Source organism: Streptomyces sp. NPDC026672 (genome assembly GCF_040638185.1).
GTDB lineage: Bacteria > Actinomycetota > Actinomycetes > Streptomycetales > Streptomycetaceae > Streptomyces.
Genome location: NZ_JBEZXS010000010.1, coordinates 205,292 through 220,881, shown reverse-complemented (window position 1 = coordinate 220,881; position 15,590 = coordinate 205,292). Strand labels below are relative to the sequence as shown.

11 protein-coding genes are annotated in these 15,590 nt (G+C 74.5%); 1 reads left to right on the top strand and 10 read right to left on the bottom strand.

Features of this window, described 5'->3' with window-relative positions; all coding sequences use genetic code 11:
- Positions 1-76 precede the first annotated feature (76 nt).
- Positions 77-1,090: a methyltransferase domain-containing protein gene (locus tag AB0F77_RS14635; RefSeq protein WP_361946998.1), complete on the top strand. Its 1,014-nt coding sequence runs from the start codon at positions 77-79 to the stop codon at positions 1,088-1,090.
- A 36-nt stretch (positions 1,091-1,126) separates the two neighbouring features.
- Here the strand turns inward: AB0F77_RS14635 and AB0F77_RS14630 are convergent, their stop codons facing one another.
- The 10 genes from AB0F77_RS14630 to AB0F77_RS14585 all read right to left on the bottom strand — a co-directional run bounded on the left by AB0F77_RS14630 (position 1,127) and on the right by AB0F77_RS14585 (position 15,589).
- Entirely contained in the window at positions 1,127-2,530 is a 1,404-nt protein-coding gene (locus tag AB0F77_RS14630) for an FHA domain-containing protein (protein ID WP_361946996.1), read from the bottom strand.
- Positions 2,531-2,577: 47 nt separating this feature from the next.
- Complete coding sequence (locus AB0F77_RS14625) at positions 2,578-3,924, bottom strand: VWA domain-containing protein (protein ID WP_361946993.1); 1,347 nt, start codon at positions 3,922-3,924, stop codon at positions 2,578-2,580.
- 148 nt (positions 3,925-4,072) lie between these two features.
- Positions 4,073-5,440: a PP2C family serine/threonine-protein phosphatase gene (locus AB0F77_RS14620; RefSeq protein WP_361946990.1), complete on the bottom strand. Its 1,368-nt coding sequence runs from the start codon at positions 5,438-5,440 to the stop codon at positions 4,073-4,075.
- A gap of 3 nt (positions 5,441-5,443) precedes the next feature.
- On the bottom strand, positions 5,444-8,341 hold the full coding sequence (locus AB0F77_RS14615; RefSeq protein ID WP_361946987.1) for a tetratricopeptide repeat protein: 2,898 nt from the start codon (positions 8,339-8,341) through the stop codon (positions 5,444-5,446).
- Positions 8,338-9,672 (bottom strand): hypothetical protein, encoded by a 1,335-nt coding sequence (locus AB0F77_RS14610; protein WP_361946984.1) that lies wholly within the window; start codon positions 9,670-9,672, stop codon positions 8,338-8,340. Before AB0F77_RS14610 ends, AB0F77_RS14615 begins: the two co-directional genes overlap by 4 nt.
- 81 nt (positions 9,673-9,753) lie before the next feature.
- Complete coding sequence (locus AB0F77_RS14605; protein ID WP_361947125.1) at positions 9,754-10,728, bottom strand: glutamate ABC transporter substrate-binding protein; 975 nt, start codon at positions 10,726-10,728, stop codon at positions 9,754-9,756.
- A gap of 110 nt (positions 10,729-10,838) precedes the next feature.
- Positions 10,839-12,287 (bottom strand): hypothetical protein, encoded by a 1,449-nt coding sequence (locus AB0F77_RS14600; protein WP_361946981.1) that lies wholly within the window; start codon positions 12,285-12,287, stop codon positions 10,839-10,841.
- Between the two features lie 175 nt (positions 12,288-12,462).
- Positions 12,463-13,434 (bottom strand): BadF/BadG/BcrA/BcrD ATPase family protein, encoded by a 972-nt coding sequence (locus AB0F77_RS14595; protein ID WP_361946978.1) that lies wholly within the window; start codon positions 13,432-13,434, stop codon positions 12,463-12,465.
- Positions 13,425-14,690 carry a 6-phospho-beta-glucosidase gene (locus AB0F77_RS14590; protein WP_361947122.1) on the bottom strand — a complete coding sequence of 422 codons (1,266 nt, stop codon included), beginning with the start codon at positions 14,688-14,690 and terminating at the stop codon, positions 13,425-13,427. Before AB0F77_RS14590 ends, AB0F77_RS14595 begins: the two co-directional genes overlap by 10 nt.
- 5 nt (positions 14,691-14,695) lie before the next feature.
- On the bottom strand, positions 14,696-15,589 hold the full coding sequence (locus AB0F77_RS14585; RefSeq protein ID WP_361946975.1) for a carbohydrate ABC transporter permease: 894 nt from the start codon (positions 15,587-15,589) through the stop codon (positions 14,696-14,698).
- Position 15,590: the final 1 nt, after the last annotated feature.

The following is a 15,590-nucleotide window of genomic DNA, read 5'->3' as shown; positions in this document are numbered from 1 at the left end:
GCGTCGACAGGGAGGCCGGGGCAGGGGCCGTGAGGGGGCCCGTGACAGGGGGCGCCCGGCGCCGCACAGTGGACACATGGGCGTACACGCTCCGGACCGGGACGGCCGGGGGATCGCCGGGGCCGCGCGGGACGAGCTGGTGCGGGTGATCGGGGCGAGCGGGGCCTGGGACCGCGACCCCGTCTGGCGGGAGGCGTTCGCCGCCGTGCCCCGGCACCTGTTCGTGCCGTACTACTTCACCGGAGGGCTCGGCGGGCTCGGCGGCCAGGAGTGCCGCTGGGGCGGGGACCCCGATCCGCGGGCCCGGGAGAACTGGCTGCGCGGTGCCTACGCCGACGTCCCGCTGGCCACCCTGGTGCGCGACGGCGAACTGCTCTCCTCCAGCAGCCAGCCCTCGCTGATGGCGGTGATGCTCGCCGAACTGGAGGTGGCCGACGGCGACCGGGTCCTGGAGGTCGGCACCGGCACGGGCTACAACGCGGCCCTGCTCGCCCACCGGCTCGGCGACGACGACCTCGTCACCACGGTCGACCTGGACCCGGAGATCACCGAGTCGGCCCGGCGCCACCTCGCGGCGGCCGGACACCACCCGGTCGTCGTCACCGGCGACGGCGCGCGCGGAGTGCCCGAACGCGCCCCTTACGACCGGATCATCGCCACCTGCGCCCTGTCGGCCGTCCCGCGCGCCTGGCTCGCCCAGTGCCGCCCCGGTGCCCGCGTCCTGGCCCCGATGGCGGGCGGGCTGCTTGTGCTGACCGTGCGGGACGCCGGGCACGCCGAGGGCCGCTTCCTGTCCACCCCGGCCTACTTCGTGCCGCTGCGCGGCGGCGGTACGGCACACCCGGGGGAGGCGCCCGCCGAGGACGCGGAACCGGCCGGGGTGCCGCGCCGGGTCCGCGGCCACGAGCTGTTCCGCTTCCTGCTGGCGCTCTGCCGCGGCGCGCTCGCCCCCGCCGAGGCCTACACGCTGTGGGAGCGAGCGGGCAGGCCCGAGCGGCGGCGGTACGGCGTCACGGTCGACGACGAGGGCGAGCGTGCGTGGCTCGACGACCCGCGGGGGCCCGACGCCTGGCCGCTGCCCGAGCCGTGAACCCCGCGGCCCCTGGTGCCCTCCTCGCCCGGTGGCTCAGCCGCGGCGGACCGTGATGGTCGTCCAGGCGCCCACGTGCACCCGGTCGCCGTCCTGGAGCGGCACGGGGACGAAGGGCTGGATGGGCTCCTCGCCGCCGTTGACCGTCGTGCCGTTCGTCGAGTTCTGGTCGACGACCGCCCAGCTGCCGTCCGGCTGCTGGACCAGCACCGCGTGCTGGTGCGAGACGCCCGGGTCCTCCGGCGGCACGGACAGGTCGATGTCGGGGGTGTCGCCGGTGGAGTGGCGGCGGCGGCCGATGGTGACCTGGTTGCCGGTGAGCGTGCGCCGCTGCTCGGGCGAGTAGGCGGGCAGGTTGAGCCCCGCCGCCTCCGGGCCGGAGCGCTGCATCATCGCCATGAAGTAGTCGCGGTCCGGGCCGATCGTAGCCGTCCAGGTCGCCGGGCCCTGCGGGGCCTGAGGGAAGACGGGACTCGGCGGCGCCTGGGTGCCGCCGGGCTGCGGATAGCCGTAGCCGCCGTGGCCACCGGCCGGGCCGGCGGGGCCCGCGGAGGACGGCGGGGAGATCACCCAGTCGTCACCGCCGCCGAAGGACGGGCCCCCGGGCGGGCGGCCGGTCTCCTGCGGGAACGCGGGCGGCGCGGGCTGCTGGTACCCCTGCGGGGCGCCGCCGGCCGTGCCGCCGGGACCGGGCTGCCCAGGGCGCGACGGGTCGCCACCGAAGGCGCCGGGCGCACCGGGCGCTCCCGGACGGCCGGGGCCGGGCGGGCCGGGAGGCGCGGTGGGACCCTGTCCGCCGAACCCCGGGGGGCCACCCGCGCCCGGGTACTCACCGAAGCCGCCGGGACCACCAGGACCACTGGGACCACCGGGGCCAGGACCGCCGCCGAAGCCGGGAGGACCGCCGGGCCCACCCTGGCCGCCGAAGCCCTGGGGCCCGCCGGGACTGCCAGGCCCGCCCGCGCGCCCGTTGCCGCGGTCGTCGCCGAACGGCGGCGGACCCGACGGGTCGCCACCGAAGGGCGGGATCGGCTCGGCCGGCCGGTTGACCTGCGAGGGCCGCGAGCCCTGGTACTCGTAGGAGTCACCGCCGCCGTAGGACGGGCCGGGCGGGGTGAAGCGCTGGTTGGGCGCGGGCTGGCGCGGCGGCGCGGCCGGGGTGTACGAGGTCGCCGTGTTCGTCAGGAAGTTCCACCGGCACTCCTCGCAGAACGGCGCACCGCCCTCACGGGGCGTACGGCACTGCGGGCACAGCTCGGGGTCCGGCACGGCGGTCAGGTGCGGGCGGCCCTGACCGCCGGCGGGGCCGGGCGGCGGGAAGCCGTAACCGCCGGGGGGCGGTGGCGGGGGAGGCGGGGGTACGGCACCGGCCATGCGGTGACCGCAGACCTCGCACCAGTCGTCGGAACCCGACTGGTGTCCGTTCGGGCAGGTCGGCATGTCGGGGCGTCCCTCTCTCTGTCAGGGTCTTCCTGAGTCGACCGTCGTCACTTCTTCACGCGGACGGTCTTGGTGGACCGCGTCTCGAGAGTCATCTCGTCGGCTTCCTCGACCCTCGCCTTCAGTCGCACAGTACCCGTCGCGGCGTCGACCACGTCCACCACCTTCGCAAGCAGTTTCGCAGTATCCGCGTTGCCGGAGGCGCCGGCGAGCTGAACGGCCCGGCCCAGTTTGGCCGTTGCTCCATCCATATCGCCCGCTTTGCGAAGGTCGAGCCCCTGCTGGATGACCTGGGCGAGTTCGGCCTGCCCGGTGTAGTGGGCGACTTGGGGATTGATCGAGGTCGAGGCGGCCATGTCGTCGGTCCACACGGCCCGTACGAGACCCTGCGCGCCCAGGTTCTGCGTGCTGCCGTCGGGTTGCGGCACGACCAGCGAGATCCGCGCGGCCAGCATCTCCTGGCCGATCCCGGCGGCGGGCACCTCGACGCACAGGTGGTAGTCGCGGGACTCGTCGCCCCAGGAACCGATGGGGTAGTCCCCGGCGCGCGGGCCCGCCTCGGTGCGGCGGCCGGTCAACTCCTCGACCGTCGGTGCCACTTGCTTGACGTACCGGATGGTCGTGCCCACCGGGGTCCACACCCGCAGGGCGACGTCGGCGACCTCCTTGCCCATCGCCGTCTCCATCATCCGGGTGAAGTCGTCGGCCAGGCCCGCCGGATCGGCCACGATGTCGGCGGTGCCGAGCAGGGCGGAGGCGATCCCTGTGACCTCTTTCACCTCCCAGTCGGTGCCCACGCCGCGCGCGTCGCACGTGAAGCGTCCGGCGCAGGCGTCGAGGGCGGCGCGCAGGCTCTCGGACGTCTCGTGCTCGTTGCGCCCGTCGGTGAGCAGGATGCCGTGCCGGATGGCGACGTCCGCCGTGGACAGCAGCCGGTCGGCGAGGCCCAGCCAGGTGCCGATGGCCGTGCCGCCACCCGCGCTCAGCCGGCGCAGCGCCTGTCTGGCCTGCTCGCGGGTGGTGGCGTCGGCGACCGCGAGCCGCCCGCCGCCGGGGTAGACCTCCTTGGCGAGGTGCGTGCCCCCGATCACCGCGAAGTGCACGCCGTCGCGCAGCGTGTCGAGCGCGGCGGCCGTGGCGTCGCGCGCGTTGCGCATCTTCGTCGGCGGGTAGTCCATCGAGCCCGAGCAGTCGACCATGATCGCCACCGCGGCGGAGGGGCCGTCGCCCGGCGCGTAGAGGTGGGGCGCCGTGACCGCGCTCCCGACCGTCCCCCCGCCGGTGGACGTCACGGTGACGATCGCGTTGACCTCACGGCCGCCCTCCGGCAGGTACTCGTTCTGGTACACGTCCACCGAGAACTGCGGCACGTTCGACTTCGAGAAATTGGCCATGGCTGTTCTGCTCCCCCTCTGCGTTCCACGGACCGTGGGCGACCTCCGTGCGCGGGCCGGTCCCCTCCGGCCTCGCGCGGGCCACCCCGTGTGCGGCTAGCGTGTCCCTCTGTGTCCTCTGTGCCCCGTGCGGCCGTTATGGGTGGCCTCAGCCCGATCCTGCCCCGGCCGACGGGGCCGGGAACGGCAGCACGGCCACTGTTACGTTGTCGTGGCCCCCGCCGTCCAGCGCGTGGCCGACCAGCACGCGGGCCGCGTGCAGCGGGCGCGCGGCGGCGTCGAGCGGCACGGCCTCGGCCATCTCCTCGGCCGTCTCCGCGTAGTTCCACAGGCCGTCCGTGCAGACCACGACCGCGCCGGGCCGGTCCGGCTTGAACGACGCGGTGTGCGGCTCCAGTTCGTAGGCGTCCGCGCCCAGCCAGCCGGTGATCGCGTGGGCGCGCTCGTCGGCGTACGCCTCCGCCTCGCTCATCAGGCCGGCGGCGACCATCTGCGCGGCCCACGAGTCGTCCTCGGTGAGCCGGGCCGCGGGCGCCGCGCGGTCCACCGGCACCCAGTAGACCCGGCTGTCGCCGACCCAGCCGACGACCAGCAGCCCGGCGGTGACCACCGCGCCGACGATCGTGCACGCCGGGGCGTTCTGGTGCGGGGTGTGCTCACGGGCCTCGGCCGGCTCCGCCACCAGCGCGTTCACCGCCTGCGACGCGGCGACGATCGCCTCGTGCAGGGCCTGCTGCGGATGTGTGCCGCGCGGCAGGGCGGCCTGCAACGCGGCGGCGGCGGCCCGGGACGCGGCGAGCGACGCCTCGTCCGGGCGGGTCGCCGAGGACACGCCGTCGCAGACGACGGCCAGCGCGGCCGGCGCGCCGTCGGGCAGCGCGGTGTGCGCCACGGCGAAGGCGTCCTCGTTGCGGTGGTGGCGCAGCCCGCGGTCGCTGACCGCGGCGACCGGGCCCGACTCCTGCTCCATGTGGTCGCGTTCGCGGGGCTGCGCGTGCCCGCAGTTCTCGCAGTAGCCGTCGTCGTCGACGCGGCCCGCGCGGCAGGCCACGCACATCTTGGTCTCCTTCGAAGGAGTGGCGGTCACCCGGGGATCGGGTGCCTGGAGCGGGTAGTCGTCCGGCTCGGGCGGCCGGTCGAACCGTACACCCGGTCCCGCCGCCTGGGGCGGGACCGACGGCAGCGGCGGGACCGAGGGCAGCGGCGGGATCGACGGCAGCGGCGGGATCGACGGCGCGGACAGGGGGGCGCCGCCCGAGTCGGTGCCCGGCAGATCGGTCGGCAGATGCACCGCCCCCGGCGTGTCGGAGCCGTCGGGCGTGGAGGCCATCGGCCAGTCCACGCCGCGGTCCGGGGCGCCGAAGCCGCTCATGGTGAGCGTCGGGTGGTCCTGGGGCGGGGCGGGCACCACCGAAAGGTCGTACCCGCACGCACCGCAGAAACGGTCACCCGACTCGAGCGGCTCCGCGCAGCTCGGGCACTTCGACAGTGCGGCCTGCTGGGGCATCTGCGACATCAACTACACCCACGTCCGAGGGCGGTAACGGTTGGCCCGTTCCACCAGGTCGATCCTCTCCTCGCCGCCGGTCGCGAGCCGGGCCAGCGTGCGGTACGAGCGTTCCAGACCGAAGCGGAGTCCCCGCTCGTCCAGTCCGCTGCCGAGGAGCACCCGTCCGCCGACGGCCTGCTGTGCGCCCTGGCCCCCGGAGAGTATCCAGTCGAGGGCGCTGCCGAGGACCTCCGCCGACAACTGCTCGCGTCGCGCCGGGTCGAGACCGTACGCCTCCAGGGCCTCCACCTGGCCCGCGGCGGCGGTCAGGTCGTCCAGGAACGGTACGTCGACGGCGGTCGCCGTACGCTGTCTGAGGCGCGCCCGAACGGTGGCCACGCGGGCGGCGGTGCAGTGGACGGACGACTCGGGCACCGACTCCAGGGTCCGCACGGCGGCACGGCGGTCGCCCGCGGCGAGTTGTACGCGGGCGAGGCCGAACGCCGAGCTCACGAAGCCCGGGTCGGTCGACCACACCAGCCGGTAGTACTCGGCCGCGTTGTCCAACTGGCCCAGCACCTCCGCGCACAGGCCGAGCGCCAGCTTGGGCGCGGTCTCGCCCGGGAACGCGTCGTAGACGGCGTCGAAGGCGAGCGCGGCGACCTCGTGGTCCCCGGTGACCAGCGCGGCCACGCCCCGGTGCCACACCACCCGCCAGTCGTCGGGCCGTTCGTCCTCCAGTTCGGCCAGTGACACCAGCGCGGCGTCGGCGTCGCCGTTCTCCAGCAGGGCGCGGACCTGCCGGAGCCGGGTCTCGACGGTCTGTGCCGGCGCGGCCGCGAGGGCGGCGATCAGCTCACCGGGCGCGGAGGCCATCAGCCCCGCCAGGAACCCGGCGTTGGGGTCCGTCGGGTCGACCAGGGGGACGGGCAGCGCGAGGGCGGCGGGCGCCGCGGCGACCGGCTTGACCAGTCCGGGGGTCTCGGGAGCGCCGGATGTGAGATCGCCGGGGGCGTGCCCGCCGGGCGTGTCGCCGTGGGCGGGGGCACCGGCCACCGAGGACACACCACCGTGCGCGGTGCCGTCCCGCGCGGGTGCGACGGGAGCGAGCGCACCGTCGGGTGCCGTTGCCTCGTGGGAGGAGCCGGCGGACACGGCTCCGTGCGCGGTTCCGCCCCGCGCGGGTGCCGGGACGAGGGCCCCGGAGGCGCCGCCGGACGCGGCCCCGGCCGCGAGGACGCCGCCCGCTGCCGTACCTCCCCGGCCCGCCACATGGGTCGCGGCCGTGGTGAGGGGGGAGCCGGGCACCGGGGCGGTGCCGGCCACCGGCTTCGGTGAACCCCCGGGAGCCGAGGGGGAGCCGAGCCCCCGCGGCGCCGTGCCCGCCGCCGCGAGCGGCTTGCGGCGCAGCCGGCCGAGCCGGGACGGCCGGGCCCCCAGCCGGGACACGTCGCCCTCCAGACGGGGGAACAACTCCGTGTCCGTGACCCTCAGCTCGGGGCCGAACAGGGTCGAGAGGGCCGGGCGGGGGCGGGACGTCTGGAGGGAGACCACCTCGCGCAGGACACCCGTCAGCTGCTCCGCCATCTCCTGCGCGGAGCCGAACCGGCGGGCCGGGTCCGGATCGGTGGCCCGCACGAGGAGCCGGTAGAACGACTCGTACCGCCGGAACACCTCGATGCCGTCCGGGTCGGGCAGCGAGTCCACGAACACGTTCGTGTAGCCCTGGAAGTCGAACGTCAGCACGGCCAGCGTACGGCCCACTGTGTACAGGTCCGAGGCCACCGAGGGACCGACCTCCGCGACCTCCGGCGCCTGGTAGCCGATCGTGCCGTAGATCGCCGACTCGTCGTCGTCCATCCGCCGCACCGCGCCCATGTCGATCAGCTTCAGCTGGTCCTCGGTCTGGATCGCGTTGTCGACCTTGAAGTCGCAGTACAGCAGGTTGCGGCTGTGCAGGTGGTCCAGCGCCTCCAGCGCCTCGATGCCGTACGCGCACGCCTGCTCCACCGGCAGCGGCTCCCGCCTGCCCTCCGGCGTGCGGCGCGCGTTGGCGATCTCCTTGAGCGACTTCCCGCCGACGTACTCCATGACGATGTAGCCGTCGAGCGAGCCCGTGCGCTGGTCGAGGTGCTCCACGAAGTTGTAGATCCGCACGATGTTGGCGTGCTCGATCTCCGCGAGGAACCGGCGCTCCGAGATCGCCGCGGCCATCGCGTCCTGGTCCCCGGTGTCCAGCAGACCCTTGAGGACCACCCACCGGTCGGAGACCGCGCGGTCCACGGCCAGGTAGATCCAGCCCAGCCCGCCGTGGGCCAGACAGCCCACCACCTCGTACTGGCCGTGCACGACGTCCCCGGCCTTCAGCTTGGGCACGAACGAGTAGGGGTGCCCGCACTTGGTGCAGAAGCCCTCCGTGCGCCCCGGCCGGTCCCCGCGCGAACGCCCCACCGGCGCACCGCAGTCGGAGCGCGAGCAGAACCGCTTGCGCTCCGGGACCTCCGGGTTCTCCAGCACCATCGCGCGCGGGTCCGGACGCGGCACCTGCGGCACCGCGACCAGGCCGGCGCCCAGCCGGCCGCGCCCCGACGACCCGGCCGAGGAGCCGGAGCTGCGCACCGACACCGAACGTCCGGTCGACGTCCCCGACACCGACCGCGACAGCCGCCCCGACACCGAGCGCCGCGACCGCGACGAGCGCGACGACTGCGACGACGTACGCGCGCTGCGCCCGCTGGAGCGCGAACTCCCGCTGCCCGACGAGTCCCCGCCGCCCCCGGCGACCCCGGTCGGCGGCGAGCCCACCGAGCCCGTCGGGGACACCACCGGCGCGAGCCCGCAGGTGTCGCAGTACAGCTCACCGCCGCCGACGTCCTCGTACGACCCCTCGCAGCCCGGCCGCTGGCACGGCTGCCCCGGCCCGCTCATGGCCGATCACTCCCCCCTCGGTCCTGCGGCCCGCCCTGCTGCGGCACCCGCTCCCCGCCGAACTGCTCGGCCGCCGCCCGCTGGTAGCGCAGCACGGCCTCCTCCGCGACCCGCAGGTCGCAGGGCGCGCTCCACAGCATGCGGCGCGCGGCGTCGTACCGCTCGATCAGCAGCGGATCCTCGGCGAGCCCGTGCCGGGCCACCTTCGCCTTGTACGCGTCGAGCCTGCCGCGCAGTTCCGCGCGGACCGCGAGCGGCGCGGTGACCGCCGTCAACGACTCGCGGGCGCGCAGCAGTTCGTCCTCCGCCTTCTCCTCCAGGGACTCCAGGAGCGGGGACAGCCGGTGCCACTGGGCCGACCTGCGGTACTCGGCGGCCGCCGCCAGCTGTTCCTGGAGCACCGTGGGCGGGCCGCTGACCACCGGCACCTCCGTCGCCGCGATCTTCGCCAGGACCTCGCCGCGCGCGGTGCGGGCCTCGGCCAGCGTACGGTCCGCGCGCGAGAGCACGTCCCGCAGCCTGATCAGCCGCGCCTCCGCGTCCTGGCGGACCGTCAGCACCGCGTCGATCTCCCGGCGCACGTCCTCCAGGGCGCGCGCCTCCCGGTCGTACACCCCGGTGTCCGGACGGCCGCCGCCCGGGGCCGAACTGCCCCGCGCCGGCACCCAGAAGGCCAGCGGGTCGGAGATGACGTCCTCGCGCAGCCTCGTCAGCGTGCGCGTGATGCGCTCCAGGTCGTCCCCCGCCGGGTGTTCGCCGGGGCGCACGCCCACCGAGTGCGCGAGCCTGCGGGTGCGCTGGAGCTCCGCGGCCAGTAAATCGATCCGCGCGGGCAGTGCCGACCACACCGCGTCGGCGGTGACGACCGTGTCCAGCGAGCTCGCGTACAGGTCGTTCATCCGGTCCACCAGGCCCGCCAGCGTGAACCGTTCGCTCAGCCGCCCCCCGGCCTGGAGCAGTCCGGGCGCGTGCGCGGCGGCCAGGGCGCTGTCCGCGACGGTGACCGACTCGCCGTGCAGCAGCTCCGTCAGCTCCACCAGGTCCTCGCGGCTGGACCAGCGGCGCCGGGCGCGGATCTCACGGGCGTGGCGCAAGGCGTCGGTGTACGCGTCGAAGTACGCCCACAGCAGCGTGATCGACGCCTCGGTCGCCGCCCAGCGCTCCTTGGTCGTGCCGGTCAGTTCGGCTCCTTCGAGGAGTCGGCGGCCGGCGTGGTCCTGAAGGGCGAGGAGCGAGGTCTCGATCGCCTCGTGCTCCGCGCCGAGCCGCGCCAGCGCACGGTCCACATCGTCCCGGTCCAGCACCGGCCCGGCGGGGTCCGTGCCGCCCATCGATCACCTCTCGCTGCTGTATGGGTCCTTGTCGGTCCGTTCGTCTGGAGTACTGCCCGAAGATCGCCCGCCCGACGCGCGTCAGCCCGTGCGCAGGTACTGCGGCGCGGGGGGCTCCGACGCCTTCGCGTCCTCGCCCAGTGTCGCCGACAGCCAGCGGTCGTACGACGCCTGCCAGCCGTCCGCGCGGTAGTCGACCAGGATGCGGTTGACCCGGCGCACCAGGTCGTCCGCGTCCCGCTTCATCGCCACGCCGTAGTACTCGGTGGTGAACGCGTCGCCCTTGAGCTCGACCGTCGGGTCCTGGGCGGCCTGGCTCGCGGCGAGCGCGCCGTCGGTGACCACCGCGTCGGCCTCGCCGAGCTGGAGCCTGACCAGGCAGTCGAGCTGGTTGGGGACGGTGAGGGTGATGTCGGTGGAGGCCGGCAGCCGGCCCGTCTTCTTGTCCTCGGCGAGCTTGGCGTACGCCGTCGAGCCGGCCGCCGTGCAGATCCGCTGCCGGGCGAGCGAGTCGTTGTACCCGGTGACCGGCGACGACTTGGGCGCGAGCACCTGCTGACCCGTCTTGAAGTACGGGGCGGAGAACGCGACCTGGCCGACGCGGTCGCAGGTGATCGTCATGGTGCGCACCACCATGTCGACCCGGCCCTCCTGGATCGCCGTGATGCGCTGGCTGGTGGGGATCGCCTTGAACTGGACCGCGTCCGGGTCGCCGAGGATGTCCTGGGCGATCCGGTGCACGAGGTCGATGTCGAAGCCCTCCAGCTGCGCGTTCTTGTTGTTCGGGTTGCGGTAGCCCCAGCGGTAGCTGTTCTGGTCGACGCCGACGATCAGCTTGCGCTTGGCGCCCGTACGGGACTTGATCGCGTCGATCGTGGGGCCGTCCGCGCCGGACGGGGCGAGCGTCTGCTTCTCCGGGTCCTCGCACGCGTCGGCGCGCGCCTGGCTGCCCGTGGCGAGGCCGGGGCCGCCGGTGCGCGGCGCCCCGTGCCGGTGCGCCTGGGTGAGCGGCAGCAGCAGCGCGCACGCCAGCGCCAGGGCGCACACCACCGCCATCGCGCCCACGCCGCCCCAGCCCCGCAGGGAGGCCCGCAGCCTGCCGGGCCGCGGGGCCGCGTCCCCGGGGCGGTCGTCGTCACCGCGAGCGAACATCGCCGTGTCCCCTCTCACCGGTACTCCGAAAGCCGGCGGCCTATGCCGAGCACCGCGCCGGCCGCGCCGAGGACGGCGAGGACGGCGGCGCCGACGGGCAGTCCGGTCATCGCGCCCAGGCCGTCGCCGGCCGAGCGCCTGAACTCGTTCTCCTCGTGCGTCAGCGCGCGCGCCAGGTTGGCGTCCACGCTGTCGAAGCACTCGCCGGTCGCGTCCTTGGCGCCGATGACCTTGTCCAGGGCCTGCTGGTAGTTGCCGTTCTCGTCCTCGGCGCGGGCGGAGGAGTGGCGCTGCTTCCACACCGTCATGTTGCCCTGCGCGGCCGTCACCGGCCCGCTGCCCGCCGTGTCGTCGGCGAGCCGCCGGGCCTCGGCGAGGCCCTTGCCGAGGGTGTCCATGTCCTTGTCGAAGTCGTAGTAGTAGGCGTCGTACGTCTCGTCGCCCACCTTGATCGTGTCGGCGCCGCGGGCCACCAGGCTCAGGTTCTCGTTGCCGCGCGCCTTCAGGGAGGCGATGCGGGCGTCGTGCAGCACGTTGAGCGAGCGGACGCTGTTGTCGTACGAGCCGTTGAGGTCCGCGCGGGCCACGGTGTGCCCGACGACCAGCCACAGCAGGACCACCGTCGCGGTGGCCGTCGCGGCGACGAGACCGTGGTTGAGGACCCGGTTGGTGCGGCGGTAGCTGCGGTGCTGGGCCCATGCGAGCGCGCCGAGCGCGAGGACGCCGAGGGCGATGGCGGCCCACGGGTAGGGCGTCGCGTCGCCGTAGTCGGCGCGCAGCCGCTGGTTCTCCTTCTTGTACAGGTCCTCGGCGGCCGGGAGCATCTGCTTCTGCATCACGTTGTTCGCGTAGCGCAGGTACGCGCCGCCGACCGGGTAGCCCTGCCGGTTGTAGGTGCGGGCGCGCTCGACCAGGCCCTTGTACTGCGGCAGCAGCGTGTTGATGCGTGAGATGGCCGCCGCCGAGGGCGAGTCGGGCTCCGAACTGGCGGCCGCCGTGACCAGCTTGGCCGCCGCCGTGCGGATGTCCTTCTCGTACCGGTCGCGGGTCTGGGCGCTCTCCTGGCCGCCCGCGAGGAAACCGCTGGAGGCGGCCGTGTTGGCGTCGGCGAGGGAGCGGTAGATGTCGGCCGCGTCCGAGCTGAGCGGCTGGCTGCTGTGCAGTACGTCGTCGGCTGCCGCCGTGCGTTCGGTGGCCTGCCAGGCGGCGACCGCGCCGAACGCGACCACCAGCAGGGCCAGCAGGGCCCCGATGACGCGCAGCCGGCCCGGCTCGGTGGTCGCGGCGGCGCGCAGCCGGTCGGCGCCCTCGGCGAACGCCGTACGGCGGGCGGGCGCGGGCGGGCGCGGTACCACCGCGCCGGGCACCCGTGCGGACGGTGCCGGCCGCGCCGGCACCGAGGGCGCGGCGGACGCCGGCTCCGCTTCCGGCGGCGCCGCACTGCTCTTGGGCGGATGTGCCACTTCGACCTCCCCCGGGGTCATCCGTCGCCGCCAAGTATCACCGCCGGCACCGACATCCGCACCGGCCTTCACCGCTTCTTGATCGGCACGTGGCGAACCGTTGCCGCGGCACACCCTCTGTCCATGAATACGCTGCGGAAATCGTTTCGGTTCCCCGGTGCCCGCGCGGCCGGCCTCAGGACTCCCAGTGGGCCCGCGCCCGCTCCTGCGCGGCCGTTCCCGCGGCCACCCGGTCCAGCCCCAGCAGGGCCGCGCCGAGGACCGGCGGGGCCGTCACGATCCGGGCCACCGCCTTGGGGGCGCGGGCCGCCAGCAGGTTCCGTACGCCGTCGTCGAGCCGGGGGTGCCCGGCGGTCAGCACTCCGCCGCCCAGGAGCACCGGGGTCTCCTCGTCCAGCAGGTCCAGCCGGGTCAGGGCGACGACGGCCATGGTCACCACCTCCTCGGCCAGCCGGTCGACCAGCGCGCGGGCCACCGGGTCGCCGTCCGCGGCCGTCGCGAACAGCACCGGTGTCAGTTCGTGCCGGCGGGCGGTCGGCAGCCGCTCCAGGTGCAGCGCCTCGATGAGGGCGTACATGGTGTCCAGGCCGAAGTGGCCGGGCAGCGTCCGTGTCAGCGCGGTCGGTTCCCCGCGCCCGTCCTCCGCGCGGGCGGCGTGCCACAGCGCCTCCTCGGCCAGCCCCCAGCCGCCGCCCCAGTCCCCGGAGATGCGGCCGATCGCGGGGAAGCGGGCGGTGCGGCCGTCGGGGCGCATGCCGACGCAGTTGATGCCGGCCCCGCACACCACGGCGACCCCGCGGGGCTCGGCGACTCCGGCGCGCAGGATCGCGAAGGTGTCGTTGCGGACCTCCACCGAGCCGCCCCACGCGCGGGCGTGCAGCGCGGCGGCCAGTTGTTCCTCCTCGACCGGCAGGTCGGCGTTGGCCAGGCACGCCGAGACATGGGCGACGGAGGTGACGCCGGCGGCGGCGTAGGCGCGCGTGACGGCGTCGGCCAGGGCGTCGACCGCCTCCGTCACGCCCACCGCGGGCGGGCGGAAGCCGCCCCCGCGCGCGGTGGCGAGGACCGTGCCCTCCCGGGTCAGCACGGCGACGTCGGTCTTGCTGTTGCCCGCGTCGATGGCGAGGACACTTGCGGTCAGGCCCACGCGAGGTGCTCCCGGTTGTGCGCGATCAGTCGGTCGGTGAGGGTGTCGGCGTACGCGTACTGGCCGATCAGCGGGTGGGCGAGCAGTGCCCGGAACACCCGGTCCCGGCCGCCGCGCAGCGCCGCCTCCAGGGCCAGGTCCTCGTACGCCGTCACGTTCGCCACCAGTCCCGCGAACAGCGGGTCGACCTCGGCGACGGGCAGCGGGGCCGCGCCCTTGGGGCCGACCGCGGCCTGCACCTCGATCACCGCGTCGTCGGGCAGGAAGGGCAGCGTGCCCCGGTTGTGGGTGTTGACCACCTGGTGGGGGGTGCCGCCACCGCCGAGCAGGGCCGCCGCGAGGTCGACGGCCGCCTCCGAGTAGTAGGCGCCGCCCCGCTTGGCGAGCAGCGCGGGCTTCTCGTCGAGCGCCGGGTCGCCGTACATCTCCAGCAGTTGCGCCTCCATCCGCGCCACCTCGGCGGCCCGGGACGGCTTGGTGCGCAGTTCCGCCACGACCTCGTCGTGCGCGTAGAAGTAGCGCAGGTAGTACGAGGGGACCACGCCGAGCCGGTCCAGGAGGGGGCGGGGCAGCCGCAGGTCGCCGGCGATGGCGTCGCCGTGCTCCGCGAGCAGGCGCGGCAGGACGTCCTCGCCCCCGGGGCCGCCGAGGCGCACCCCGGTCTCCCAGGTGAGGTGGTTGAGGCCCACGTGGTCGAGGTGGACGTCGTGCGGGGTGGTGCCGAGCAGGGCGGCGAACCTGCGCTGGAAGCCGATCGCCACGTTGCACAGCCCGACGGCCCGGTGCCCGGCCTGGAGGAGGGCGCGGGTGACGATGCCGACGGGGTTGGTGAAGTCGATGATCCAGGCGTCGGGGTTGGTGCGGCGCACCCGTTCGGCGATGTCGAGGACGACCGGGACCGTGCGCAGGGCCTTGGCGAGGCCGCCCGCGCCGGTGGTCTCCTGACCGATGCAGCCGCACTCCAGCGGCCAGGTCTCGTCCTGCTGCCGGGCGGCCTGACCGCCGACGCGGAGCTGGAGCAGCACCGCGTCGGCGCCCTCGACGCCCGCGTCCAGGTCGGAGGTGGTGGTGATCCGGCCGCCGTGGCCCTGCTTGGCGAAGATGCGGCGGGCCAGGCCCCCCACCAGCTCCAGGCGGTCGGCGGCCGGGTCCACGAGGACGAGTTCCTCGACGGGCAGGGTGTCCCGCAACCTGGCGAAGCCGTCGACGAGTTCGGGCGTGTAGGTCGAGCCTCCGCCGACCACGGTCAGTTTCACTTTGGTCAACCCTTCACTCCGGTGAGCGTGACGCCCTCGACGAACGCCTTCTGGGCGAAGAAGAACACGAGGATCACGGGGGCCATGACCAGTACGGTCGCGGCCATGGTGAGGTTCCAGTCGGTGTGGTGGGCGCCCTTGAAGGACTCCAGGCCGTAACTGAGCGTCCAGGCGCCGGGGTTCTCGGACGCGTAGATCTGCGGACCGAAGTAGTCGTTCCAGGCGTAGAAGAACTGGAAGAGCGCGACGGCCGCGATGCCGGGCCGGGCCATCGGCAGCACCACCCTGAGCAGGACGCGCAGGTCGCCGCAGCCGTCCACCTTCGCCGCGTCCAGGTACTCGTCGGGAATGGTCATCAGGAACTGGCGCAGCAGGAAGATGGAGAACGCGTCGCCGAACGCCATCGGGATGATCAGCGGCCACAGGGTGCCCGAGAGGTCCAGCTGCTTCGCCCAGAACAGGTACATCGGAATGATGACCACCTGCGGCGGCAGCATCATCATCGAGATCACCAGCATGAGTGACAGGTTCCGGCCCCGGAAGCGGAACTTGGCGAGCGCGTACGCCACCGGGATCGACGACACCACGGTCAGGACGGTGCCGAGGCCGGCGTACACCAGCGTGTTGCGCCACCAGGTGAGGAAGCCAGGGGCATTGAGCACGGACTTATAGTTGCCCCACTCCCAGGTGTGCGGGATCAGGTCCCGGCTGAGCGCCTGGGTGTCGCTCATCAGGGAGGTCAGGAGGACGAAGACGAACGGCAGGACGAAGAACAGCGCGGCGGCCACCCCGAGGGCGTGGACCGCCACCCACTCCAGCAGGGCCCTGCGGCGGGCGGTGCGCGCGGCGCGGGACACCGGGGTGACCGGTTCCAGGGGTGTGTCGAGCACTTGGGTCATG